Here is a 24,637-nt window from a genome sequence, read left to right on the forward strand (position 1 = left end):
AATGCGTCGCTGGTTGAAATTGATAATGGTTGAAATGGGCCGTGCCGGGCTCCAACGGCAAAAGTCCAGTGGTACCATCATGATGCCCATCCTTTCAGCAGAGCATCCTGAAGCATATCAAACATAGTAGGTGCCAAATCAGGCAGATCGTTGATAACCCGACTGGTCTGTGGCAACAGCTGGCCTATATGATCGTCACGTATCCCAAGGCCATACACCTCAAAACCAAGCCGTTGCGCGACGCTCACGACATGGGTTGCTGCGTGTGTGCTATCAGGTATTCCGTCTGTAATGATGAGGATGATTTTCCTTTGCTCCTTAAGGAACAGCATTGTCTGCATAACCCACCACAAAGCCGCAGCCAGAGGGGTTCCGCCTGAAGCATTGATGTCAAGGCTGTCCGGCACCTTTTGACCATGCCGCATAATGGGGAATACAGAATTTGTGGAAGCCATCGCAGGAAAAGCCGTGACCGCTGGATTTACACCTTTGATATTTTCCAGCGCTTTTGCCACAGCAAAGCACGCCTGCCTTGCCAGAGCTATCGGCGTTCCGCTCATACTGCCGCTGACGTCCAGCAGAATATGCACAGCAGTGTTGAGGCCCGCCTGTTCTGCCTCCCTGCGGAAGATACGTGGATTACCCGTCTGCAGCCGATGGAGTGAGCCGGGGTGTAAGGCCCCGCGCCGGCCGACGCTGCACCGCCTTTGTGTCCGAGCCTGTAAAAGCCCCTGAAGACGGGTTCGCAAGGCAATGCTGGCCTGAAGGGCTTTAAGCTTTTGCGGTTCTGGCAGCACTCCCGAAGGTCGAAACCCTTCCACCGCCACCGTAACGCTCTCAAAGGCTGATTCTGCCTGGCAAAGGGTAAGCGCCGTTGAAAGAAGCTCACCCAGGTTTTGAGGCAGGTCTTGGGCTTCGGCATGGAACAGGGCTGTAAGCTGGGTTTTGGCCTTGCTGGGGGATATGGGCGGCTGCGCTTGAGATGCGCAAGCGGACGTGGGGATTTGCTCCGGTTGAGGGGCAGAGCCGTTGTGGGCGGCACTATACCTGTGGCCCTCATGCGGCCCTGAGGCGTGGTTTTTGCGCCGTATTTCGGTGGTATTGGGCTTGTTTCCTCCTTTTTGCACGTTGTTTTCGTCGCTTTCTGTCTGCTGTTGCGGCTCCCACTGCCGAATGCTCTGTGCCAATTGACGAGCATAGGCGATAGCTGAAGCTGTGCCCGGGCAATGGATGTAAACCTTGGCCAGAATTGCATCCAGCACTTCCCTAACGCCGGGGAAGTTTTGGCGTAACACCTCTGCTGTTGCTATGCGTGGAATGTTCACTTCTTCCACATCCCAGGCCCGTACGGTCAACAGCACATAGTCCAAAACAGCAAGGGCCGGGGAATCATCCCCGGCCCTTGGCTGTGCCTGCTCCACAAAGAATCGTCGTATCAGCCAGTTCAGATTTTGTCGGCAGCCAGGGAAAATGCCAGACAGCTTCCTTTCAACACGCCAGTCTTCAAGGCAGTTGAACAAATTGAAGGTCACAGGATCAAGGTTTGCAGTTTTCAATACGCTAAAATCAGTGTGCCGGATATGAGCTGCCTCATGGTCTGTGAAGCCGTTGGCCAGTGCCAGCAATTCAGGCTCACAATCCATGGGCAATGATGGCAGATGGATAACCTTACCGTTGGTGCAGGCCTCCTTGCCGCTGATACGAACCTGCACTCCATAACGGTCACCAAGGATGGACGCCAGCAGGGGCAGGCAGTTGAGAATATCTTTTGTACGTATCACGGCATCACCACAGGCCCAGGCTAGGAATAGCAGGATGAGGCAGCGTGTTGTCTGCCACGGGGATGTCCGGCAGTATGGGAGCGTCATCCATATCCTCATTAACTACATCGTCTATCTGCATTGCGTTGTCCTCCTGCGCAGCCGTGCTGTCCGGCCCAGCCAGCAAGGCGTCCAGCACAAAGGCCGGGCCGTAGCCCTCAATAACTTTTTGGGCGTGGCCAACAAGGGCAGTACTGTCCTTGAGCAGGCAGACCAACCCCTGCAACAGCAGCAGGTCTGTGCCGGTGATGTTGCCCTTCTTGGGCATGCGTAGCAGTGCGGCCTGCACGATATCTGCCACCGGAGCCACGTGCGGCTCTACGAAAGACAGACCCGTGAGCTTGGCATGCAGAGTTCGCAACGGCGAAAGCGCTTTGTGGGTCACTTCCGTCTTGCCGTGGTACACTCTGCGCCAGATGTCTTCGGCAGACTTGGCCACTTCGCCGAAGAGTGTGCCGCCCAGACCCTGCACCTCTTCTGCCAGACCGGCTTCCAGCACGGCTGTGTTATCTGTATGTTGCGCCAGCGGGGACACCTTGTACAACTGCCAGCGGAAATCCATGCGGGCACGCACATAGTCCGGCCCCACAATGGAGTTACGGATAATTTCACCCCATTGATGATGCTTTTCTATCCAGGCCTGCACATTCTGATCATAGCCTGCCAGAAAGGCTTCTTTTTCTTTCTGGAAGTCGTTGCGTATATTGCAAAGCTCTTGCACAATTTCACCGGCTTTTTCTTCAGGGATGGCCCAGCCGGACATGAAGCGTACTCCGTGCCGATCGAGATAGTTGAAGACGCGAGCCTTGAGCGTACCGAACACCTTGAGGTTTTCCGGGTCAGCAATGCGCTTTGATCCCAGAGATGCCAGGTCTTCAGGGGGCAGTTCCGCACCGCCCAGGTCTTCCTGGCTCATCTTGCACCGGGCTGACCACAGGCTGACATTGAGGTTGAGGGCCAGCAAATTATCCAGAATGCGAATGTCAGAAACAAGCGGTGTCATAAGAGCCTCCTAAAATGAGCTTTTTGTAGTGTTGAGGACGTAGCCTTCGGTGAGCTTTTTGGCTGCACGCGTTTCAAGCTCCAGCACGGAATTGTTGCCCGCACAATTTTCAGCAGGGATAGAGTGTTGTTGCCCGGCAGTGTCCGGCTTGCCCCAATGAAGCATAAGGCCTTCAGGTCTGGCCTCGCCAATCCAGAACTTTCCGCTCTGTTTTTTACCGAGAGAGGTATGAGCTACCTCCAAATGAACACGCGGCTTTGCCACCGTGGGAGTGTTTCTCAAATGGCTGCGCATGAAGCGCAGGGCTTGTTCACCTTGCAGGCTTTCTGTTTCAGTCGTTTTGGTTTTAAGGGCTTCAGCTTCCACCTGTTGCGGGAACATGCGTTGGGCCAGCTCGTGGAGCATGGCGCGTGTTTCACGGCTGGCGCGGTATGCCAGAGCACGATCAAGGGCGTAGGTGACAGGCTGTATGCCCTGATGAGCCAAAGGCTGGAAACGCACGGTCAGATCTCCCCAGCGCAGCAAACTGCGCGTAGAGAAGGTAACTTCAATAGTGTTAGTCAGATTGCCGGTTGAAGCTTCGCCCATGAACAGTTTGCGGATTTCATTGGCATACTCCACCATGGTGGCACAAAGCGCTTCGGGCAGAGAGGGGTAGCGCTGGGACAGCAGCCTTTTCTCTACAACTGCATCGGGGTAGCCCACTTCGCAGATAGTGAAGCGGTCCAGCCAGGCGAGGTTCTGCCGTTGCGTGCCCTGGTACAGGCCCGTGTCGTCGCCAGCGCCATTGGTATTGGCCGTGGCTACGAAACGGAACATGGGGTGCGGGGTGATGATTTCGCCCCCATTTTCCGCTATGCACAGAGGGGAGCCATCCAAGACGCTGTTCAGCCCGGCGGCGATTTCTGGCGAAGTTAAGTCGATTTCATTCAGGAGCAGAATTGCTCCGTGGCGCATGGCCAGTGCCAACGGGCCGTACTCAAAGACCATGTTGCCGTCCTTGACCGTCAGGTGCCCCACCAGATCGGCAAATTCCAGCCGCCCGTGTCCTGTCACCTCAAAGACGGGGTAGTTAAGCCTAGCTGCCAGTTGCTTGATGCAGCTTGTTTTGCCGCAGCCTGTGGGGCCAAAGACGTACAGCGGTTCCTGCAGTCCCTGCAGGTTGCGGTAGCCGTTAGCGGCTTTACCGCTTACGGATAGCGACAGTGGTTGCGTTGATGAATTACCGTGTAACCAATTGCTGTCTTCATCCGTACGGCTCGCAGACTCACCTACGGCTGAAGCGAGAAACCAGACCACAATATCCCGACTGGACTCGTGGAATATGTAGTCGAAGTCTATTGCCGGGGTGTATGCAGATGCTGCCGCGTAGCCCTTGACTGTGGTGCCGGATGATTTGCCGCTGAAAACCTGCCCGGCGTCAAGGTCGGTAGGCTGGAGGCTCGCGAGGTCGTTGGAAACACTTTTCATATTCGCTCCTGAAACGCGAACAGCCTCCCTTTGACGGGAGGCCGCTCACTCGGTTATTATGGTTGAAACAACGGAGGACAACCATGTCCATGACACAAGTACAACTGGATCAGACCAGACTGGCCCGACTTGATGACATTGCCGTAGCGCAATCAACCTCGCGTGAAGCCATTATTAACGAGGCATTGGACAGCTATCTGAATGATGTCAGCTTACTACATGCAGAGGTAAAGGCCGGGCGGGATTCGTTTACAAATGGTAAAGCCGTTCCCAATGAAGAGGTAGAACGCTACTTTTCTGCCAAACGTGCAGATCTTAAGAGGATGGTTGTCCGCAAGTGAAGGTTGTATGGTCCCCCCACGCTATGCAACGACGTGAAGAGATTTTCGATTACATTGCTACGGACAGTAGTGATGCAGCCCTGTGGTTAGATACAAAATTTTCGCAGGCTGCGGAGCAACTTGCTGATTTCCCTTTATCAGGCCGAAAAAGTCCGGTGGATGGCGTCCGCATGCTGATTGTGCATACGAATTACCAAATGCTTTATGAAATTGAAGGGAATGAGGGATTCACCATTCCGCCAGAAGTTATCTCTTGCATGACAAACTTTAGCGAAAAGCCCTATCCCGCTCCCCCAAGCGCAATCTGCTGCGCAAACCCATGCCAGCAGATTGTTTTTAAAGACACCGCCTGTTTTGATTCGGCACAGGGGCACGTCAGAATAATACCCCATAGCAATTCTCCTTTATATTAAATTTATTGGCGAAATTGACAGGCGCTCGGAAGATGCACCGACACTCTCACAGCGGGCCAGCAGGGCGTCCACGTCGATGTCGTCCAGATGCTCAAAGCGGAAGATGTCGGTCAGTTCTTCATGCAGGACGTCACGATTAAGTGTGCTACGCCCTGATGTAGTTGAAACGCGAAAGCGGTACTTGCCGGTATCCACCCAGTCCCGTGTGCCAGCCTGACGATGAACAAGTTTGAGCACTGTCTCCATTTCTTTGATTTCGTTATCCAAAGCCGTGCGCTGCTCCTTAAGGGACGCCAGCTTTTCCAGTGCTGGCTCCCATTGCGGCATCTGCACACCCTGTGGGAATTTGGGGCAGTCGGTGTTGTATTCGCAGTACGAGCACAATGGGTAAAAGCCTTGAGCGCAATCTACCTGCGCCAGGGACAATTGCCCTGTTCGAAATGCTGTGAGCTCACTCCAAAGCTGAATCGCATGGGTAAGAGTCGTGTCCAGCATGGTCTGATTGAAGCCATAGGGGCCGAACGCCCTTACCTCTTTCATGGAAAGGCAGAGCAACCATGCCTCCATACTTGCCTCGGTAGCAGTTGTGGGCAGATGCAGGCCAAGATGGGCAAGGCAAAGTTGCGGAAAGGTCATTTTGTCATGCAGAAGCGTACCGTCTTCAGCACGCAGGCTGAATACAGGCTTGTCCCAAGATTGGGCCAGCAGACCTATTTGCCCGTGTAGTTGCAGCAGGTGGGAATCATGCGGCGAAGTAGGCAACTTATCGGTGCTTTTTACTTCCAGAATGCGTATGGCATTGACGGGCGCACCCCAGACCAGCACAAAGTCCAGATGCGCCTTGATGGGCACGCCCTGATGTTGCCAGTTGATCTCAAGCTGGGGCAGCACATGCAGGCCCAGCGATGCCAGAGCTTGCCCAACCCCGGATTCAAACCAATGCCCGCGCTGCAGGGTCAGAAGGCGCTCCAGGTTATTTGTGGTGGACAGCACCTTTTTGGCCAGTGCAGCTCGTGGGCATTCCCAGTGCTGGCCAATGTCGCTCATGCCAATGTAACTGGAGCGGTCGCCCAGATGGGCCAGTGTGTCTTTGTGGGCCACGGCTTGCAGGCCTTGCCTAATTAACGCACGTAATCCTTCCGTGCGGTCTTTCTGTTCCATGCTCTGCCTCCATAAAAGCGAAAGGGCCGCCATCAGGCAGCCCTCTCACTCGGTATTTTGATTTTTACTATGCAGCCTCAGCGTATTTCCACCAGATTTTGCGCTGCGCATTCCAGCGGAAGCCCGCGCCGGTAAGCAATTCTTTTTTGGCCTGCATGTTGCCGGTAGCGATGATGCAGGGCCGCCCATCTTGAGCCGTTATCTGCTGGTAGGTGACACCTTCCAGCGGTGGGAGATTTTCAAGGCTTGCTGACGGACGATTTGAGGGGGTCGAAATGTTGTTTGCGGTGGATGGGTCGCGTTGACGCGATTTTTGCGATTCAGGGGCTATTACAGGCAATTTAGGCCGTGTAGGCGATTTTTTGCCGTTTTTAGCCCCTTCGCCATCATCATCTTCCGTGACCATGCCCAACATGGCGGTTAGAGCGTAGCGGCGGGCGTATGTCATTGCCGATCCCATGCCCTGCGGGTCGGCCTTGGGCAAAGGAATCACGGCAAGAGAGCTTTGCCACTGACCAGACTCTGCATGCGTCAGCTTGGTAACCAGCCCCAAGGAATTGGGCTGCTCCACAGGCACGGGGTACTGGCACAACCAGATGCCGTTTTCGATGAGCGCGTCCCGGCAGGCGTCCATAACGCTGTTGAGGCTGGCGTACCAGCTTTGGGTGAAGGGATTTTCCGCGTCTTTTGTAGCAGGTTGAACGGTTCTCTGTACGCAGAGCAGGGCCTTAGCCAGGTCGGTGATACTTTCGGATTGATATTGGTTCATATGAGCATCCTCCGTCGATAGCAAAATGACAAAGCCCCGCCCAGCGTAGTGCTGGACAGGGCTTTATGGGTGATTTTAAACATTACTCTGGTGTTCTTGTAAGAGTAATATATTCTTAAGGTTTTATGAATAACATTATCCTATATTCCATCCTTATGCTCCTATACCACACTAAATTTTCAATGGAATACTTTTCGGGGGGAGGGTCATAATTGCGCCTTTTTAATATATAAACCGCCGGCAAAATTTCGACGTCTAAGTTAGATAGTGTCATCAAATTAAAAATAACCTGCTATAGTCTCTTCACAGACACCTTGGAGGGACTATGCAAGCGCACCGCATGCATGACATTTCAGATAAAGTTTGGGAGCTTTTAAAGCCGCTTCTTCCTGGAAGCGAAGGGAGTGTTGGTCGCCCTGCCGGCGATAACAGGCTGTTTATTAATGCTGTTTTTTGGATGCTGCGCACTGGCGCTCCTTGGCGAGATTTGCCGCCAGACTATGGAGATTGGAAAAACACCCATCGCCGTTTTTGTCGCTGGCGAGACAGAGGTGTTTGGGAGGGGCTCCTTGAAGCGCTTATTGTCGAACCGGACTATGAGTGGCTGATGATTGACGCGAGCCACTGCAAGGTGCATCCGCACGCAGCAGGAGCTATCGGTGGCAACTAGGCCATGAGCCGTACAAAAGGGGGCTCAACACCAAGATACACTTGGCCGTGGATGCGCATGGTATGCCGGTCAGAGTTATTATTACAGAAGGTACCAGAGCTGATTGCAAGGAAGCCTGTGCTTTGATTGACGGATTGAACGCAGAAGCACTTTTGGCTGATCGAGGATATGACACAGACGAAATAGTCGAAATGGCTGTAAAGGCTGATATGGAGCCTATCATTCCGTCCAAGAAAAACCGTAAAGTCCAACGCAATTATGATAAATACGTCTACAAACTCCGGCATCTTGTCGAGAATGCTTTTTTACACTTGAAGCGTTGGCGCGGAATCGCAACACGATATACAAAGAGGAGCAGTTCCTTTCTTGCCGCTGTCCAAATCAGGTGCATTTTATTATGGGCTAAAATAATTTGACGACACCATCTAATATGTGGATGCTTATAAGTGCCACAAAACGTATTAAGGTACAATGGTAATCCCCCCATTTTTAGGAGCGATTACAGGTAGAGCCTAAGACACCTGTGCGAGCTTCATGGCGCTCCTCTGAGCCGATGCGATAGACATGCTTTCCCCATGACTTCATGGTTGTTCTTCTGCACTTGAGCGTTTTTGATCTTTGTCCCTTAACGTTGGAGCGCTACGAATTTGAAATACAAGCCCATCTAATGCTGCGTTATTACAAAGCTGACACTCCCATATCACCACAACATTCCATCCGAGATCCTGCAGTAGCTTGATATTTCTATCATCTCGTTGTCGGTTTGCCCGTATTTTGTCTTTCCAAAATTTGACATTCGATTTAGGGATTCTGGCTAATTTGCATTGCTCGTCTGGATGGCCGTGCCAAAAGCAGCCATGGATAAATAGAACCGTCCGAAACCTTGGGAAAACAAGGTCTGGTTTTCCTGGCAGCTTGTTGTCGTGAAGCCGATATCGCAGCCCATGTTTGTGCAAGAAAGAGCGCACCTTCATTTCTGGCTTGGTGTCCTTTTGCTTTACAGCAGCCATCACTCGGCTTCGTTCTTCTTTGCTGATATTGTCCAATCACCCTTCTCCATAGATGTACGGTTTCGCATTGCACATCGAAAGCGCCTTTTCCAAATGGCGCAAATCGGAAGGAGACACCTTCTGGTGCCTAGCGAACAACATCAAAACAATCCTTATTGAGGCATTGGAGCTTTCGGAGAACGGTTTGGAGGCAACATAAAGCAACGCTTTGCGTAAAGCGGTTTCCCATTTTAGAACTGTGCCATCCGCCACAACCACAAAACTGGCGTCGGCAGGGGACTTGAATAGTAAAATCTGACTTTTTGCCTCTTGTTCCACAAAGAGTGCTTGAATCCCTATCTTTTCCAAAATTATTGGCCCAAGATCGTCTGGGCGTTCCTCTTGTGTTTTATCTTTTGAATATCGATTGAGAATCGCGTCTTTAATATATGTGCGGACCTCGGCTTTTTTCATGTACTGAGACAATCTTCCTCCTACATTTGACATGGTGACCAGTTGCGCGAGGAAATTGCCGTTGTCTGTCCTAGAACGTGCGAGGTAATTAACTCGGTCAGCCTCTTGAAAGACGCATTCTTTTATCTCTTTAGCAATATCATCAGGAACCTTTTTGCTCATGACCAAGCCTCCGTGTCAGGAAAAGCCAGACGTTCAGCGTCGTCTTGGTCCTGCAGGCTGGCCACATCATCAAGCCATGCATCCACGAACTTCTGCGCTTTTTCATTGCTAAACGTCACCACCCCGTTCCGCAGGAAAACCGTCTCAACTTCACCTGGCTTGGGGTCGGCCTTGGCCTCCTTGTCAAGCTCCTTGACCGCCGCCAATCGTCTTATATCCGTGACAAAGTCCAGTACAATGACTTTTTCTTTTCCTGGTGAGATCCTGAGCCCTCTACCGAGTTGTTGCACGAATATCCTTCTGGAGTGGGTAGCCCTTAAGAACACAAGGATATTCACGTCAGGCACGTCAATACCTTCATTCAGGACATCGACCGCCGTAACCGCTTTGATTTTTCCAGATGAGAAATTCAACAGAACCTGTCGCCGTTTAACCTTGTCATCAACAGACATGTTGGCTGCTGGAATGCCCGAGGACACCAGTTTCCCCGCGAATGTGTCCGCATGGTTTTTTGAGGGTGAAAATATCGCGATCCGTGGACGTTCCATGGATGCGGTCAACTCAAGAAGCTTGGCGATAACAGCGTCATCCCTCTGTGGCAGGAAAAGTCGCTTGTTAAGGTCTCGGATGGACAACGAGGTGCGAGCCAGTTTCGGAACTTGTCCCCAATCGATGTTGTCACACATCATCCGATAATCGACTTTGGCAAGGAACCCCATCCTCATGCCATCGACCAACGACACCTTTTCAATCGGCTCGCCAAAAATAGACTCAATCGATGTACCGTCGCCACGCCAGGGAGTGGCCGTCATGCCAATAAGAAGTTTTGGGGAAAGATGCTCAATGCATGACGAAAAAGCGTTTGCCAAAGCGTGGTGGGCCTCGTCTACGATAATGAGATCAAAAGCGGTTGGCTCGATTCCTCCAAGATACCCAAACAGCGTCTGATACAGCCCGAAGTTGATTCCGTCGGAAGGAACAGGGGGCTCTCCATCCATAAATATTCTCGTTGGTATGTTTTTGGAAATCTGCGCCCAGAAAGATCGTTGGAGTTGAAAAGCCAAGTCTGTAGCGTGACATAGGACTAGTATCTTTTTTAGGCCAGTCGAATAAAGAAGGTCGGCGACCGATGAGGCGATGACGGTTTTTCCGAGTCCGGTCGCGACAACGAATAGCGCTTTTCTACGGCCACTGTGAAAACCCTTTACAACCGAGTCGACTATCTTTGACTGATATTCACGAGGCGACCTCTTTTCTTCACTGTATTCAGGCCATTTTGCAACAAGATCTGTCAGAAATTTTCCGTTCCAAAGCCTAACATCATACCCCTGTCTGTTGAGGTCATCTCTTCTATCATACGCTGATTTTGTAAAGTCCCCATTTGTGGCAACGACTACCACTTTGGCTTTGTAGTAGGCTTGACCCTTGACGGCTTGATCGACAGCGGACTTGCCAACATAAGAGTACGAATTGACCGCTTTGACTTGTATGAGGTATGAATCGTCAATGCCTTTCGTGGGGTTCGCTCTCACTGCTAAGACGTCAGCCCCTTTGTCTCCACTCTCACCAACATATTGGATATTTTTCCAACCGCAGTGCAGCAATAACCTGGAGACTGCGAGCTCAAGAGCTCTCCAGTCTCCTCCCGCCATTACAGCCTCAGTCAGGAAAGTCGCATTCTGTGGTTCACTCATTCCAGGAGTCCTTCCAACAGAGACAGTGTGTTCGCGTGCCTCAAAAGTTCTTGTTTGCTCTGCGTTCTTCCGCCCTGAAGAAGCAAAATAACATCGGAAAAATAGGACAGGACCCGTTCAAGGGAGTTTTTCCGCAACCGTTCACGCATCGCCTCATTACCAATCTTTAGGTCGGCAAAAGGCTGCGCGAAAAGCTTGTTGTCCATAAACTCTTCCGGAAATTCGGCTATCAGCCGTTTTATAGTCGTGTCGCAAACAAACGCCAGGGACTGAATCGATTCTTCACTGGAGTCTTGATAGGCACCGAGCAGATTTGGAGCCTCATCAAGCAGGCGTTTTGCCAGTTCTTCCTCTTCAGCTTCAACAGACTGAATAACTTCTTTTACCTTGGCAAATCGATGCCCGAGCAAAGAAGGCAGCTTTTCGCGTATTGACAAAACAATCGAATGCGCCCGTTCTTGTAGAGCTTGGGGATTGATCCGTTCTTCAAGCAAATGATTGTCAACGAGCCCAATAAACGCCGCTTGAATAGACACGCCAGGATCACGGAGCGCAAACTTTTCTGCCAAGCCCTGCAGCAACAATTGCTTAGGGGAAAGTGGATACTCGGATAGAATTGGATGAGTCGGATCGAAAAAGAAATCAACCTCGATTCCATCCTGATAAAGGTGACATGGCACTCTGCTTCCTTGGATTTTGATTTGGCTGTCACGCACTCTCCAGGCGGTTATTTCCATTCCGGGAGTTGTGTCGTAAGAGTATTTTCCTGACAATGATTCCTCTTTGTCAGAATGCTGAATCAAGAGATCTCTATCAGAAGTCGCCGGAACGGGAGCCACAGTAGGTGCTGGCAGTGCTGGAGTACTGACAGAGGGGGCAGCATGAGAGCCAGTTCCAGATTGAGCGCCGGGCAAATAGCTAGAAATGTCATCTGACGGAGTCTCTCCAGAATTTACCGGAGTCAATCCTTTACCGCCATCCCCCCGTTCTCTGTCTGATTCCTGAGCGACCTTGTACCACTTATCATCGGTTTCGTACTCCAAGTCCCCGGAAAAGAAACGCTTGGCGAATTCTCTCGCCAATGAATTAGGAACCGCGAGATTTTTTGTGCCAGGGTCTGTTCTTCTGTATGCGTTAACCAATCTACCGAGAGGAGACTCGTTGTCCCCATCGTATCCCAAAGCTTGCCTTTTCTTGGGAAGAATCGGTCCAGCGCCTCGAACGGCTTCCCGTGTGAGTCGCCATGCTCTGTCTGTGATATCAAACCCATTCTTTTGATACGTCGGGATCAGGTAATCAACATGGAGCTCGCCAACGATTCTCCCGCCAACAGTCGATCCTAGTTCGACTGGGTATTCAGACGTGTCAGTTCCTGTATCCGGATTTTCATAGCCGAAAAGGGATTTGTCGGAAACCAATATTTTCCGTCCGTTACGAACAAAATCCACACCAAAATCAGATGGGTCGGCATACCGCTGAATACCAATCCAACCCTTAAGCCGACGGGCACGTTTGACTATGTGTGTCGGAAAAACACCACCTTTACTAATCGATACATCGAGATCAGCGGCTTCGTCTTCGGTCAGGTAGCGATTTTTCAGAGAGTCGAAGTATGTCTCTCCGAGGTCTCGGTTTATTCTTTGGATCGCCTCTACTCGAACCCCTTTACGAACCACAAACCTTGAATCGCTCCAAACGCAATGTGGACGGGGGGAAAGCTGCTTTCCCTGTACAAATATTGAAACCTTTTTCCTGCTGAGTATCGGTGTGTAAATTGTCTCCAACTGTCTTCTTATCGCGCTTTCCTTTTTCCTTATTTCCGCGAAAACACCGTCCTTCAAGCTCTTGACAATTATTTTAGTGCCGGATTCGTCAGGCGTTTTTTTGGGTTCCCTAACAACAGGAGCGGAAAAGGTTTGTTCCTTTATCAATTGTTCAAAACTGATTTTAATTCCAACCCATTCAGTTCCATCTGGAGTCGCCGAAAGGAAAAGGGTTTCATCTCCAAGTCGGGCAGTGGCGATATTGAAACCCATTCCAAATAGTCCAAGGTTGTGGATGGGATCGTTGCTTGAATACCCCGCCTTGGCAGCTTTCTGGAGGACTTCGAGTTCCATGCCGAGACCGTTGTCCTGAACGACAATTTCTCTATCATAAGCGGCGACAGAATCACTGGACCAATGGATATCGACCCTGGGGCCATTTATAACTTTCCCCTTGTTTTCGGCCTCAGAAAAAGCGTCCAGCGAATTGTCGGTCAGTTCCGCCAAGCATTGCCAAGCGGCAAACGGAATGTCACCCAACGTTCTAAGGATTTTCGGGGTGGGTGTGATGTCGACGACTTGCGTTATTAGCGACTCTGATTTCATTTCACGCCCTCCAGATATTTGGCGATAGCTCTTGCAACTTTATTTCCCAGAATCGGCGGTACGGCGTTGCCAATTTGCATGATGTTAGACGTGGCCGAATGGGGAAAATCAAAATTGTCGGGAAACGTCTGCAACCTGGCACACTCGCGGACAGTCAACCGTCTATCAAGAGAGTAGTGAAACTGCACACGGGACTTCGCGTTCGCCCTGATTGTGTATGAAGGCGAATCGGCTGGTGTGGTCTCGTCTCCTTGGCCATTTCCTTTTTTTGCTCTTGACGCTCTGAAATATTGCGACTGGTTTGGAATTGAATCGTCCGATATCCCTTCAAGATCTTCTATCGCCCAGCGAGTCGTCCTGTAGTGTTCCTCGGTGTGAGTTCTCTTAGGCATGACCGGAAACCCCTGCAAATCGTCTCTGACCGCCACAATGAAAAGTCTCGTCCTCCTCTGGGGAACGCCATAATCTGGAGCAAAAAGAGTCCAAACCTCGACCCTGTATCCGGCCGAAGCGATGTCCTGTTTTATCGTATTTAACACATCTCCTTGTTTCATATTGGCGAGACCTGGAACATTTTCACCGATGACGACAAGGGGTCTGTGAACCTCCATGTATTGAATCAGTGCTTGGTACAACCTTCCACGGGTGGACTTCAGCCCATGACGTGGCCCGCACGTGGCGAAATCCTGGCAAGGGAATCCCCCTATCAAAACTTCGGCGGCCGGAACTTCAATAGGGTTATAGCTGGATAGGTCCCGAACTTCTGCGTGATCAGAAATATTCTTGAGGTATGTCTGAACGCACTTGTCATCATGGTCATAAGCGGCGAGAAGTTTGAATGGAAGCTTGGGGACTTTGGTGCCCTTGTACGAAAAGCCCCCGAGAAACCCCAAGTCAAGCCCTCCGCATCCGCAAAAAAACGAAACCACGGACCTTTCTCGCATAGACGAGAGCGTTTCTTCCCCTGGTTGAGGTATGGAAGGGCTTCTTTTCTTATCTAGCAGCATCACTGGTTCCTGTTCATATAACTCAACTGTTTCCATTTGTTTTATCCGCCGCAGCGCCAGCCTTCATCCAGTAAGGTGGTCCCTGTTGTTCGGACAGGTTTTAGCGGTTCCTTAGCTTGTCTTTCTTCTTCTTCTTCTTCTTCTTCTGCCTTTTCCCTTATCAGGCTGCCTTTACAAGCCCCTGTTCGTAGTAAGTGTCCGGAGGCAAGCCGCCTAAGCGGCTGTGAGGCCGGAGCCGATTGTAAAAGTCGATCCACCTGCCGATTCCGGCACGAGCTTCGGAGCCGGTTTCAAAAGCGTGCAGATACACACATTCATACTTGAGCGAGCGCCAGAGGCGTTCGATGAAGACGTTGTCCAGCCAGCGGCCACGGCCATCCATGGAAATGCGGATACCGTTCTCCTGCAAGACATTGGTAAACGCGAAGCTGGTGAATTGGCTGCCTTGGTCGGTGTTGAAGATATCGGGCTTGCCGTGTTTCGCCAAGGCTTCTTCCAGGGCCGCGACACAAAAATCCGCATCCATGGTGTTGGAAAGTTTCCAGGACAGCACCTTTTTACTGTGCCAGTCCATAACGGCCACCAGGTACAAAAATCTTTTGCGCATGGGGATGTACGTGATATCCGCGCACCAGACTTGATTGGGTCTGGTGATGGACAATCTCCGCAAGAGATACGGGTAGCGCGTATGCTCTGGATGAGGAATACTGTTTTTGGGCTTCTGGTACACCGCCATCAGCCCCATCAGGCGCATAAGACGCCGAACGCGTTTTCTGCCCACGCCATAGCCCAGCAGTACCAGATAATCACGCATCTGGCGCACTCCCAGGAACGGCCATTCGGTAAAGGCTCTGTCGATTTCCTGCATAAGAGCAAGAGTCAGGGCCGATTCGCCTTTGGGCACATAATACAGGCCGGAACGGGCTATTTTGAGCAGAGCGCATTGACGAACCATACTGAGCTGCGCATGGCTGGAATCAACCATGCTTTGCCTGCGGGAGACGCTCACCGCTTCCCCCAGACTTCTGCTAAAAAATCTCGTTCCACGGTGAGTTGACCGATTTTGGCATGAAGTACCTGGAGTTGTTTTTCCTTCCTGGCCTCTTCGGTCTTGATTTCACCTGTAAAAATACCGGCTGCCGACGCCTTGAGCTGCTTCACCCATTTGTGGATGAGGTCTGATGGACGCCAAACTCGGCGCTGAGTTCGGCAACGGTTTTCTCACCGGAAAGGGCAGCCAAAGCCACCCTGGCCTTGAACGCCGGGGCATGATTTTTTCTCTTGGACATGGGTGCTCTCCTTTGATGACTGAGTAGCTATCATACCTGTCCAAATTTGGGGGAGCACTTCTTTAGAGGCAACGCAAGAAGAGACGTTAAAGTGTCTTGAGGGTCCTCCCCCTTTTTCAGAGGGCGGAAATATATTTTTTGAGCCACGCCAATATCACTAGCGGCTTGTGCGAGGTTGCGTTGCTTGTCACCCATCTGGAGGCGCTTGACGGTGGCTCTGGGCGTCCCATAGGCCAGAAGAAAGGAGAATATGAAGTCTTCCCGCGCTTCGGTCACAATTTTTTCCAAAGCAGTGATGATTCTTGCCTGATTAAGAGCCGCCATTAGTCCTCCAGCCTACACCGTGTATTTAGAGCTTGTGTAGTTTTGAAAGTCAAATCGTCACAATTTTTCTATTGCTTTGGTATAATCACTTCAATCGCAGTCCGCATTTTTTCAAGTGCTATTATCAGTCCCTGTTTTTCTTCATCTGTAAGCTCAGTCTTTATTTTTGAATGCATTTTTTCGTAAGATACGTTGAGGTCTTCCGTCATTCTTTCGATTTTACGGATATGTGCATTAACAAAACGGTTTCCGGTTTTCTTGTTTCCTTGAGATTTTTCAGAAGATTTTCTAGGTGCGTTCTCTGGCTTTTCAAGCATATGACACAGCTTGTTATACGTCTTTTTCTGAATATCAGCATCCTTACGGCGAGCGACCTTCAACAGGCGCTCGCGGGTCATATAGGGCTTTGTTCTGGCGTCATTCCGAATTTTTTCAGGGAGTGACGCAATTTTTAATATTTCACTCGTGGTACTTTTTTTCTTGCCAATTATTCTCGCAATGTCATCATTTGAGCAATTTTTTTGCTTTTGCAAGGCTGCTACAGATTCAGCAAACTCAATGGCTGTCAAGTCAGACCGAAGGATGTTTTCCATCAAGGCCAGGGTCAAGAGATCACCTTCAACATACTTGCCTTCTATTACTTCCTTTCCCAACTGATTGTGCGCCCGTACTCGCCTTTCTCCAGAGATGATTATCAGCTTGTCCTCATGGCAGGTAAACGTGATATTTTGCAAAAGGCCATTTGCTTCAATGTCTGCTGCAAGTGCCTTGATCTCACCTTCATCAAAGTATTTTCTAGGTTGCTCTGGGGTAGGTTGCAACTCGTTTATATTTATTGGGTATACCTTGCCAATTTCGTATTTTCTATTCAGAGGTTCGGACATATATCCTCCCTCGATTTTAAATTAATTTAGCATACTACAGCAGTTCGGTCCACCGAACTGCTGTAGTAATATCTTAAATTTGACTCTAATAATGACAATCGTCAACCTGAAATGCCAAATTGCATATTACTGGACACTGGTGGGAATGCGAGTCAAAAATGGCTGGAGAGCAATGACGTCGTATTATGAGTTCTATGCGCTCAATTTTTGTCTGAGCCATGTCATAAAACTTGTGCGCTCATAGGCAATTTTTTTTCCAACTCTTACTCGGACAGATGGTCCCATCCCCATGGCATCGGCATTTGACATAGTCTTAGCGGACAGAAGTCCCCCCATACATTTTGACGCGGCATCTCGCGTGAACACTGGTGGAAGTTCTTTTTCCAAGGCGTCGAAAAAACGATCTGTGCCGTAGAGATTGGTAATGTGAGAACGATATGGCCGCATGTGGCTACCTCATCGGGCTAAATTGTGTAGTGTTGGGCATACTATATAGAGATGGGCAGTAGGAATTTAATTTTCCTACTACCCTCTGTATTTGAATTTCCGCACACTCGCACAGCTCGCACACTACGCACACGGCATTTTTTCAATTTCAAAAATCATTATCGTCAACGGTCTGATACACAATTGAAAGCTTTTCCCCTAAAGGCAAAGGACTCTCAATAATACCAGCCGCAGATTCACCGTACAAATTGTCTCTGATAATAGCGAACCCCCTTGGCCGATTATCGTTACAACCTTGCCAGAACTGCTCTCGCACTTCACCGTCCTTGGTCAGAATCAACAGCCCTTTCTCTTTCAGATTAGTGACAAGAGATTTATACTGAAAATCCTTACAGATCACGGCTACTGTGTATGTACGGGGGATAAAAAAGCAGTCTTGGTTATCTGCAGCAAGCCTCTTGATTGGGTAGGTGTCGCCAACTTTCCCGTAGAACTCAGCACGGGCCAGAGACAGGAGCTTCTCTGTTGCTTTTTCAATCTCAAAGTCTACCGCACCATTTCTGTCCCGGAGCCACCAGTCAAAGCAATGCTTCATAGCGGCCATTGCTTCTCCAGTCGACCAGGGCAGTATGTTGAGACGTATGGCGATTTCACCTACACCAGCCAGGAAGGCAAAATGATTGGTTACTCGCTTAGATTGTGACGACAAGGTGATGCGGTCAAATCCGTCAAGGAACTGATCCATATGCTCACTGACCGCATCACAAATTTTATCCTGGTCGTCTTTGATGTGCTGGATCATAGCCCGTAATGGGGCGCCCCGGTATTCTTTACTGTTTTGTACCAGCATGTCGGAAAATTCTCCGGCAGGCATGCCATTAGGTATGATCGTGAAAGTACCGTGACCAGCACCACCGTCTGCGAGGATGCTAACAACGCGCACCTCATGACCTGCCATGGCTTTATTCCTATAACCCTGATCAGCACGATCAGATATGGACACTTCGCCTGAAGACAGAAATGTCAAATTCCACGTCGGTACACGACGGCTGACACCGGTCTTTGAAGAACGTGATTTGCCTTGGCCATTGGCAAGCATATAGGCTGCCTGGGCCACCACATCAGGGTCACATTGGTTGATTTCATCAAGCAAAAGGCAGTTGTCGTTATGTTGTTCCGCTATGCCTTCGAGTCCGTTGTCTGTTGTTCGCCATGACTTAAGCTCACCGCCAGTGACAGAGCCCGCAATATAAAGGCTCGTCGTCTTGCCGCTGGAAGAATTGCCATAAAGATGAATGCCAAAACCTGAATGTCTCATGAGCGTCAACAAGGGGCCGGACAGGGCCGCAATAATCGTCACCTGCAAAAGGGGGTTGCTCTCGCAATACCTCCCCACATGCTCTTTCCATTCTTCGAGTGTTCCCTTTGACTCAAACAGCTTGGACGCCACAGGGAAGCGGGAGCATAGATACTCGCATTGGCCGTGCTGAGTTCCCAGATCAAAAGGTACAAATTTATTGGCCTTTTCAACCCAACCATTTTTCTCAACAATCAAAGCCCGCTGCTTTGGGATTGCCTTGTTGAGGTACTGTATAAGCCGCTGGCGGGGCAGTCTGCCTGGTTCCAGTAGCAAACCTGCTTCCGACAGGAGCGCAAGAGCTTCTTCACCTGAACCATTTAAGGATGTGAAGGGTACTAGGCACTGATGGAGTATGTCGTCAGGATCGCGCACTTCAATAATTTTTGACCAACCACAACTTTCAGCGTCACGAGCAGAAGCCTTTACTTCAAGTGATGAAGAGATTTTTTCATAAGTGGTTTTGTCGCTGGCATCTGGATAAAACACAAGCCCTTCGTCCAGTACGGCAAAGGCATCAACTTCGAGAGTCGCAGCGAGCTTTCGCCGATAAATATCCATAGGGCATTTTACCCGGCAGTCGCCTGAACAAGGGAATACTTTTTGGACCTCTTTGCAGGTGATGATGGGATAATTGCGGGCATTATCCAGCTTCTTTTGTGTTTCTTCTTCATTATAGCGGTGCGGATCAAGCTGACTGTATATGTGGAACAGCTTTTGCCCCATCGCTCCACAGTGAGCCATAATCTTGGCGAGCACAAACCATTGGGGCTCTGTAACCTCACCCGCATGCTGGGCACAGAAGGTCACAAATTTACATTCTGTTTCAAGGCTTGCAATCTGACTATTGGCATTGCGCCTGTCGCTGGAAAGACAAACAAACTTTTTGGCTTGTAGGTAAACTTCTTCCAGCATGGGAGCGCACGTGATACCATTCCGGCTTCCTTCCCCTTCAATATGCCGATCTTTCTTGACGAGTTCCTCAAAAAAGGAAGCCCCATTGTGCATGATCTCGTCACATGTCACCGGCACCTTGTAATTGCCGTCAGCCCGTTGAATGTGGGGCAGGCGTATGAGCTGGCCTTTGCCTCCCTTGAATCCGTTTGGGTCGATACAAAGGTCTTCAGGGGCCAATTTATGGCGATCTTTGAGCGCACCAAAGACAGTACCATCCCAGAGCTCCTTATGGGCAAAAAGATTCAGAATGGAATCAAGGGTACGCCTGTAAATGGCAGGCAACTCAATATCACCAGCTTCTGAACCTATAAGCTCTCGTGGGATAACCACATGGAAGCCCTTGCCGCCACTGGCGTAATAATGCAACTGGTTGGGGTTCACGTCATATTTTTGGGTAAGCAGCCTGCTGAAAATGCGAACAGCTTCAAGCGCCTTACCAATATCACCCACCTTGCCCAAAGAAATGCCATCGTTATCAAACAGCTCTTTCTTGGCATCGAAGTCTAACACCATGTCACCGTAGCGCATGGGCTGAGCTTTGCCTTTTTCAAAAGGGTGACTGAATTCGTAAATAGAAATGGCTGTATAGCCGTCAGCTACTGCTTCTCTGATGCCTTCTTCTGAGGCAGGGTATTCTCTCCATTGCCGAGGCATTTCCGCAAAGTCTGCGTGTTCCTGATCAGCATGGCCCGCGTAGACTATCCGTTCTTCCTTTTGTCCTGTTGGCGTTGAGGAACCATTCAAGCTTTCCATGACAACTCCTGATAAGTATGCGTGCGATAGTCGTTCAGGGCCAGAATGGTCTGCATCGGGCTATTACACATATACTAATCAGCAGAAATGTATTTTTTAATTTTGTTTTTGAGGAAGCGTGTTTTTACGCTGTGCGAGGTGTGCGAGGTGTGCGAAAGCCAATACACCTGAAAAGGTGGGGTGGGGAACAAAAATTTTGCACAGCGCTGTGTGGAATATTAGCATCGCCTTGTGCGGCTACAACTTCTGGAATGTTTTCATTCAGCCCAACTACAGGGGCCAAGGTGTTCACGCTCATGGAGGCATAGGCATCTTGTAACTCATCCCCCACAAATCAAATTGCATTTAACGCCTTTTTGCCCTCCCCATGTAAAATGGATACTAGCTTAACATGCTGAAATGCTTATCAACGACTTTTTTCGGATCCTGCATGCAGGCTATTTTGCAGGGTAAATGCAGGCAACAATGCAGGAACGTTTCATTATAATGCAGGCCAAATGCGAGAGAGGTGCAGGCTTGACATCTAACTTCGCACTCAACGCAGAAGGCGCTTGCAGGCCGATGCAGGAATGCAGGTTGCTGCTTCCGACGGGACACTGCGTCAGGCCAAGCAATATGCGCAATACTGTTGTGTTAAAGACAAAAAAATAGCGCGTGACCCGAAAGCCACGCGCTATTAAGAATAGGCGGACAGAACTAATTTTTTACGCGATATCCCTGTTGGGAGCCGAAGTTTCCGTTGGGTTCAAGAAGTCCGCGTTCCTCTAAGCTTTTTTGTGAGGTTACGGGCTTTTCTGTCACTACAACCCAGTTCCTGCGCGATATCAGCGGTTTTAACCGTTCCTGCAATCTTGGCCATGTCGTATACCGACTTTTCGTCGGAAGACAGTTGGTCAAGGATCGCTATATCCTCAGACTTAGGCGCATTAATTGAGGGGGCGTCTTGAACTATAAGATCAACCTTCGGCTTAGAGCAGACTTGGGCAAACTCAATTTCCTTCCCATCTGCTCCGGTAGCGGCCAGGAACTGCCACTCTGAAGCCCCAAACGACAAGTGCAGCCAAAAGGATTTCTTATCAAGAACTGGAGCAGGCTTGCTCGCGTCAAACCGTATCCCCACAGTCAACCCATCCTGTGCCGCTTTAGTTTGGGCTATTTTCGGTGCGACACTATTATTCAGTATTTCTGAGCTACTTACGAGAGTAATGACCGTTCTGGCCAGGGTGGTGTAGAGATGGCTGCCTCTTGCTTGAACACCATGCTGGGGAGTTCCTACATCGGTCGTTTTGTGGTGAACAAGCACCACACACAGCCCATGGCTTTGCAACATTTTGACCCAATCGAGCAAGGTTTCAGCCGCCTTTCCGTGATGTACGCCGTCGCCCATCAAGGCTGTGAGGTTGTCCAAAACAACGACGCGGCATTTATTTTTTAGGAGGTAGGTGGCTAAACCTTCGCGAAATACTGCATCCGTCAAAGAAAAGGTATTGCAAAAACCTGGGAGGTGAGGATCGAACCTCGACAGCCCAAAAAAACGGGTGCCGCATACTTCGGTAAGGCCGTGCTGCTGTTGGTTGGCGCAAAATTCATCATAGGGCGTTTCTGCGTCAATATAGGCAACATTGCCAGCGCTAACCCCATTTCCACTAAATAAAGGCCATGTCGTGTTGCCATAGATGCCCCCACGGCAAACAGACATCGCAAACTGAGTTTTTCCAGACCCCTTAGGCCCCACGAGCGCAACAAGGCTACCTGGGCGTATGATGTGGTAAAGCGATACTATATCTAAGCTGTGTGCAAGCGGAGGTGTCAGAGCGGGATCCGCAGTTGGGAGCGAGTATGATTGCCCCGTTGGCGATACTTTGCTGGTTTTGTGGGATCCTTTGAAAATGTTCAAGCTTTGCCCCCATGCCACGAATTCATCGTAGGAAACGCCCTGCTTGACCACCTGTTCCATCAGCCACGTGGGACGCTCAACGGTATCAAGCCATACCGATTTATGCAGCAGTTCTTCCTCGGCATCTGTGATGCCTTCCACATGGCCTATTAGGTCACGACCTGGCTGGGAATGCAGAAGAAAGCCAGAGTAGATACGGAAACTCTTAGCCTGTGCACCCGCACTGTAATCCTTGTACAATTTGACCAGCGCCATGCATTTTTTTGTCGGAGCATGGATAAACACAACCTCATGACCATAAAAATAATTCCAGGGAAGCACGGAAAGGTCAGTGCCCAAATGGGCCGTCACAATGAATTTTTCGGGGTCGTAACCTCGCGCTTCGCCAAGCATACGCTCAAGGGCAAGGGCTGTGCGCATGTCTTGGCAAAAAATAATTTTGGCAAACTGGTGCTTGTCCATGAGGTGCTGATTGAGGAAGTGGGCTGTCGGCTTGTATTTTCCCACGCAAAGAACCCCATGACCAACCGTGGCAGGCAGACAGAAATCACTTCCATTCAACTGATAGCGCAGGATGGCTCCGATTCTCTGCCCGGCATTGCCGTAGATGTACCTTGTCTCCATCAACTCAGCGCAAGCCGATCCAGTCGGAAGCCCAGGCAGATGAAGAGTGTCTGGCACGTCTTCGATTGGCCGCGATCCACCATTCAATTCAACAGCGTGTCTATCACTGGAAAGCTTAGAAAGGTTATCAAAGCTCATGCTCAGGATATTGGCCAGAGTCGCCAAGGCGTCCATGTGGGACAAGCTATAAACAATGCCAAGCAGCTTCGCCCATGTCCTGCCTGTGGTTCTGCCGTGGTTAAGGGCCCACCTCAGTTCGTTATCTGGCCCAAGCTCGCCAGAAACCGTCATGCTCTCACGGCCATGGCTTTCCTTGATATTCAAAAGCGCATGAAGATTGGCATTGCTGCCGGAAGCGAACTGGCAAGATGCCTCCCGCTCAAGAAGAGCTTCAAAAACAGCTGCCTTGATCAGGTCGTCATCCGGGGCATAGGTATTCGTGACATTAGACATACTGAACGCCCTGTTAAAGGCAGAAGAGAACGAATCCTTTCCTGCCAGGGCAATGCCCTTTTCAGTTGTATGGGCCTGCTTGCGAGCAGGCCAATTGTCGATGAATCTTTCCAAATACGCGCGAGTGTAAGGCGCCGGAGTAAGTGAGGCTGGATAGCCGTGGCAACAACGGCTTGAAGGCGCAACCCTTGCCGTAGTATCAATAGTCATTTTGGGCACTGAGGCAGGAACATTGTAGTGGCAATCGAGTTGGCAAACCCTTCTGACTGGTTGGCCGGTCTCCACTGCTTCGTTAATCATCTCTCGATAATAAGGGGGCATTTTTTTCTCCGTGAGCATGAGAAGCAGGCAACGCCTGCTTCTCATGCTCTTAGGTCTAGGATTTTTTAGGGTAAACACAAGCGGTAAGTACGGGTTTCCAGTTCAACTGCCACTCGATATAGTCAATTTTGGCCATATCTTCCGGAGGGAGCTGAAGCGCCTCATGAATTTCTTCTCTGAAGCTGAAAATTGCGTTACGTGTATCATGATCCATCATTTTCGGATTATAGCTTTGAGCACTAGCGGTGTTCATGCTAAGCGGTGCTGTAGGTTTTTCATTTGACATATGAATTTTCCAAAATGGCACTCCCAACTTTTAGGAGTGGTTATGGGTAGAGTTTTAGCAAAAAGCGAACAACACATCTGTCAGGAGCCGAGGCCTCATTAGCAACCACGGGGACTACGCGACACTGCCGCATCGTCCTTTTCAAAGTTCTCTATTCAATTATCAAAGAACTTGGGTTTGATTCTTTCGACCCTAGCCTGTTTTATTAATTACTCTCATCCCGCCCTTCGCCGAGGATAGAGGGCAGACGACCTAGTTGATGGGATCAATTTGACGCGCCAGCATATATTTGACGATCTCAGCCTCAGAATAACGGACAAGACGAGCGCCAACCTTTACATATGGTAGGCCAGTCCTATTGAACCGCTGCTTCTGAAGGGTGCTTCTGCTTATGCCAGTACGCTCTTCAACCTGCTTTTCTGTGAGCCAACGATTTGGGCTGGGTTGGATATTTGCCACAGACACTTTCATCACCTCCTTTTCAAGATGTTGTTTGCATAGTAGCATCTGGTGCTTGCTAAAGCACTGTCATTTTACTTTCATTGGGATGGATGTTTGGATTTTTTTTTCATTTTATTACAGTATGTTATATAAATATAAACTTACAGTGAACTTACCTTCTCCCCTCCTGGAGCTTTAGCGCGCGGATGCGCTCCAAGGAAGAATGCATTTATCATTTCTGATGGCGTGTACCTGAGGATTT

At 50.0% G+C, this 24,637-nt stretch carries 17 protein-coding genes and 3 pseudogenes; 3 read left to right on the top strand and 17 right to left on the bottom strand.

The genetic code is table 11. The features are described from left to right. Positions 1-77: 77 nt before the first annotated feature. The 3 genes and pseudogenes from HNQ38_RS01670 to HNQ38_RS14125 form a co-directional block, all read right to left on the bottom strand. Positions 78-1,781, bottom strand: a complete 1,704-nt coding sequence (locus HNQ38_RS01670) for a cobaltochelatase CobT-related protein (protein WP_183717619.1) — start codon at positions 1,779-1,781, stop codon at positions 78-80. A 4-nt stretch (positions 1,782-1,785) separates the two neighbouring features. Beyond that, entirely contained in the window at positions 1,786-2,823 is a 1,038-nt protein-coding gene (locus tag HNQ38_RS01675; protein WP_183717621.1) for a DUF3150 domain-containing protein, read from the bottom strand. Positions 2,824-3,192: 369 nt separating this feature from the next. Continuing rightward, positions 3,193-4,293 (bottom strand): annotated as a pseudogene (locus tag HNQ38_RS14125) (AAA family ATPase); the annotation flags it as partial. Positions 4,294-4,382: 89 nt separating this feature from the next. On the opposite strand from HNQ38_RS14125, the gene HNQ38_RS01685 reads away from it, so the two are divergent. Continuing rightward, positions 4,383-4,634 carry a CopG family ribbon-helix-helix protein gene (locus HNQ38_RS01685; protein WP_183717623.1) on the top strand — a complete coding sequence of 84 codons (252 nt, stop codon included), beginning with the start codon at positions 4,383-4,385 and terminating at the stop codon, positions 4,632-4,634. Then, entirely contained in the window at positions 4,631-5,047 is a 417-nt protein-coding gene (locus tag HNQ38_RS01690) for a type II toxin-antitoxin system RelE/ParE family toxin (RefSeq protein WP_183717625.1), read from the top strand. The genes HNQ38_RS01685 and HNQ38_RS01690 overlap by 4 nt, the downstream gene beginning before the upstream one ends. Here the strand turns inward: HNQ38_RS01690 and HNQ38_RS01695 are convergent. Next, the gene (locus HNQ38_RS01695) at positions 5,039-6,208 is read right to left on the bottom strand and encodes a hypothetical protein (protein WP_183717627.1); all 1,170 of its coding nucleotides are present in this window, start codon (positions 6,206-6,208) and stop codon (positions 5,039-5,041) included. The two genes, HNQ38_RS01690 and HNQ38_RS01695, sit on opposite strands and share 9 nt — an antisense overlap. A gap of 67 nt (positions 6,209-6,275) precedes the next feature. After that, positions 6,276-6,977 (bottom strand): ERF family protein, encoded by a 702-nt coding sequence (locus tag HNQ38_RS01700; RefSeq protein ID WP_183717629.1) that lies wholly within the window; start codon positions 6,975-6,977, stop codon positions 6,276-6,278. Positions 6,978-7,302: 325 nt separating this feature from the next. Between HNQ38_RS01700 and HNQ38_RS01705 the strand changes: the two are divergent. Next, a pseudogene (locus tag HNQ38_RS01705) lies at positions 7,303-8,063 on the top strand (IS5 family transposase). 165 nt (positions 8,064-8,228) lie between these two features. Here the strand turns inward: HNQ38_RS01705 and HNQ38_RS01710 are convergent. The 12 genes and pseudogenes from HNQ38_RS01710 to HNQ38_RS14530 all read right to left on the bottom strand — a co-directional run bounded on the left by HNQ38_RS01710 (position 8,229) and on the right by HNQ38_RS14530 (position 24,441). Beyond that, positions 8,229-8,693 carry a very short patch repair endonuclease gene (locus HNQ38_RS01710; protein ID WP_183717631.1) on the bottom strand — a complete coding sequence of 155 codons (465 nt, stop codon included), beginning with the start codon at positions 8,691-8,693 and terminating at the stop codon, positions 8,229-8,231. After that, positions 8,694-9,272 carry a hypothetical protein gene (locus HNQ38_RS01715; protein WP_183717633.1) on the bottom strand — a complete coding sequence of 193 codons (579 nt, stop codon included), beginning with the start codon at positions 9,270-9,272 and terminating at the stop codon, positions 8,694-8,696. Next, on the bottom strand, positions 9,269-10,966 hold the full coding sequence (locus tag HNQ38_RS01720) for a DEAD/DEAH box helicase family protein (protein WP_183717634.1): 1,698 nt from the start codon (positions 10,964-10,966) through the stop codon (positions 9,269-9,271). The genes HNQ38_RS01715 and HNQ38_RS01720 overlap by 4 nt, the downstream gene beginning before the upstream one ends. Continuing rightward, the gene (locus HNQ38_RS01725; RefSeq protein ID WP_183717636.1) at positions 10,963-13,335 is read right to left on the bottom strand and encodes an ATP-binding protein; all 2,373 of its coding nucleotides are present in this window, start codon (positions 13,333-13,335) and stop codon (positions 10,963-10,965) included. The genes HNQ38_RS01720 and HNQ38_RS01725 overlap by 4 nt, the downstream gene beginning before the upstream one ends. Further along, positions 13,332-14,378 (bottom strand): DNA cytosine methyltransferase, encoded by a 1,047-nt coding sequence (locus tag HNQ38_RS01730; RefSeq protein ID WP_221277764.1) that lies wholly within the window; start codon positions 14,376-14,378, stop codon positions 13,332-13,334. The genes HNQ38_RS01725 and HNQ38_RS01730 overlap by 4 nt, the downstream gene beginning before the upstream one ends. A 124-nt stretch (positions 14,379-14,502) precedes the next feature. After that, a pseudogene (locus HNQ38_RS01735) lies at positions 14,503-15,631 on the bottom strand (IS3 family transposase). Positions 15,632-15,661: 30 nt separating this feature from the next. Next, positions 15,662-15,955 (bottom strand): hypothetical protein, encoded by a 294-nt coding sequence (locus HNQ38_RS01740; protein ID WP_183717638.1) that lies wholly within the window; start codon positions 15,953-15,955, stop codon positions 15,662-15,664. Between the two features lie 68 nt (positions 15,956-16,023). Further along, on the bottom strand, positions 16,024-16,839 hold the full coding sequence (locus HNQ38_RS01745; RefSeq protein WP_183717640.1) for a ParB/RepB/Spo0J family partition protein: 816 nt from the start codon (positions 16,837-16,839) through the stop codon (positions 16,024-16,026). Positions 16,840-17,434: 595 nt separating this feature from the next. Next, a complete protein-coding gene (locus HNQ38_RS01750; RefSeq protein WP_183717641.1) occupies positions 17,435-20,353 on the bottom strand; it encodes a DUF927 domain-containing protein in 2,919 nt (972 codons plus the stop codon). A 745-nt stretch (positions 20,354-21,098) separates the two neighbouring features. Continuing rightward, complete coding sequence (locus HNQ38_RS01755) at positions 21,099-23,648, bottom strand: AAA family ATPase (RefSeq protein ID WP_183717643.1); 2,550 nt, start codon at positions 23,646-23,648, stop codon at positions 21,099-21,101. Between the two features lie 55 nt (positions 23,649-23,703). Continuing rightward, positions 23,704-23,934, bottom strand: a complete 231-nt coding sequence (locus HNQ38_RS01760; RefSeq protein ID WP_183717645.1) for a hypothetical protein — start codon at positions 23,932-23,934, stop codon at positions 23,704-23,706. A 252-nt stretch (positions 23,935-24,186) separates the two neighbouring features. Then, positions 24,187-24,441 (bottom strand): helix-turn-helix transcriptional regulator, encoded by a 255-nt coding sequence (locus tag HNQ38_RS14530; protein ID WP_425485975.1) that lies wholly within the window; start codon positions 24,439-24,441, stop codon positions 24,187-24,189. Positions 24,442-24,637: the final 196 nt, after the last annotated feature.

It is taken from the genome of Desulfovibrio intestinalis, from assembly GCF_014202345.1.
Taxonomy (GTDB): domain Bacteria; phylum Desulfobacterota; class Desulfovibrionia; order Desulfovibrionales; family Desulfovibrionaceae; genus Desulfovibrio; species Desulfovibrio intestinalis.

Bases quoted from the DNA above. Each gene is read 5' to 3' on its own strand.
- HNQ38_RS01675 (WP_183717621.1), bottom strand. From the start codon at position 2,823: ATGACACCGCTTGTTTCTGACATTCGCATTCTGGATAATTTGCTGGCC.
- HNQ38_RS01685 (WP_183717623.1), top strand. From the start codon at position 4,383: ATGACACAAGTACAACTGGATCAGACCAGACTGGCCCGACTTGATGAC.
- HNQ38_RS01695 (WP_183717627.1), bottom strand. From the start codon at position 6,208: ATGGAACAGAAAGACCGCACGGAAGGATTACGTGCGTTAATTAGGCAA.
- HNQ38_RS01700 (WP_183717629.1), bottom strand. From the start codon at position 6,977: ATGAACCAATATCAATCCGAAAGTATCACCGACCTGGCTAAGGCCCTG.
- HNQ38_RS01715 (WP_183717633.1), bottom strand. From the start codon at position 9,272: ATGAGCAAAAAGGTTCCTGATGATATTGCTAAAGAGATAAAAGAATGC.
- HNQ38_RS01720 (WP_183717634.1), bottom strand. From the start codon at position 10,966: ATGAGTGAACCACAGAATGCGACTTTCCTGACTGAGGCTGTAATGGCG.
- HNQ38_RS01725 (WP_183717636.1), bottom strand. From the start codon at position 13,335: ATGAAATCAGAGTCGCTAATAACGCAAGTCGTCGACATCACACCCACC.
- HNQ38_RS01730 (WP_221277764.1), bottom strand. From the start codon at position 14,378: ATGGAAACAGTTGAGTTATATGAACAGGAACCAGTGATGCTGCTAGAT.
- HNQ38_RS01740 (WP_183717638.1), bottom strand. From the start codon at position 15,955: ATGGCGGCTCTTAATCAGGCAAGAATCATCACTGCTTTGGAAAAAATT.
- HNQ38_RS01745 (WP_183717640.1), bottom strand. From the start codon at position 16,839: ATGTCCGAACCTCTGAATAGAAAATACGAAATTGGCAAGGTATACCCA.
- HNQ38_RS01750 (WP_183717641.1), bottom strand. From the start codon at position 20,353: ATGGAAAGCTTGAATGGTTCCTCAACGCCAACAGGACAAAAGGAAGAA.
- HNQ38_RS01755 (WP_183717643.1), bottom strand. From the start codon at position 23,648: ATGCCCCCTTATTATCGAGAGATGATTAACGAAGCAGTGGAGACCGGC.
- HNQ38_RS01760 (WP_183717645.1), bottom strand. From the start codon at position 23,934: ATGTCAAATGAAAAACCTACAGCACCGCTTAGCATGAACACCGCTAGT.
- HNQ38_RS14530 (WP_425485975.1), bottom strand. From the start codon at position 24,441: ATGCTACTATGCAAACAACATCTTGAAAAGGAGGTGATGAAAGTGTCT.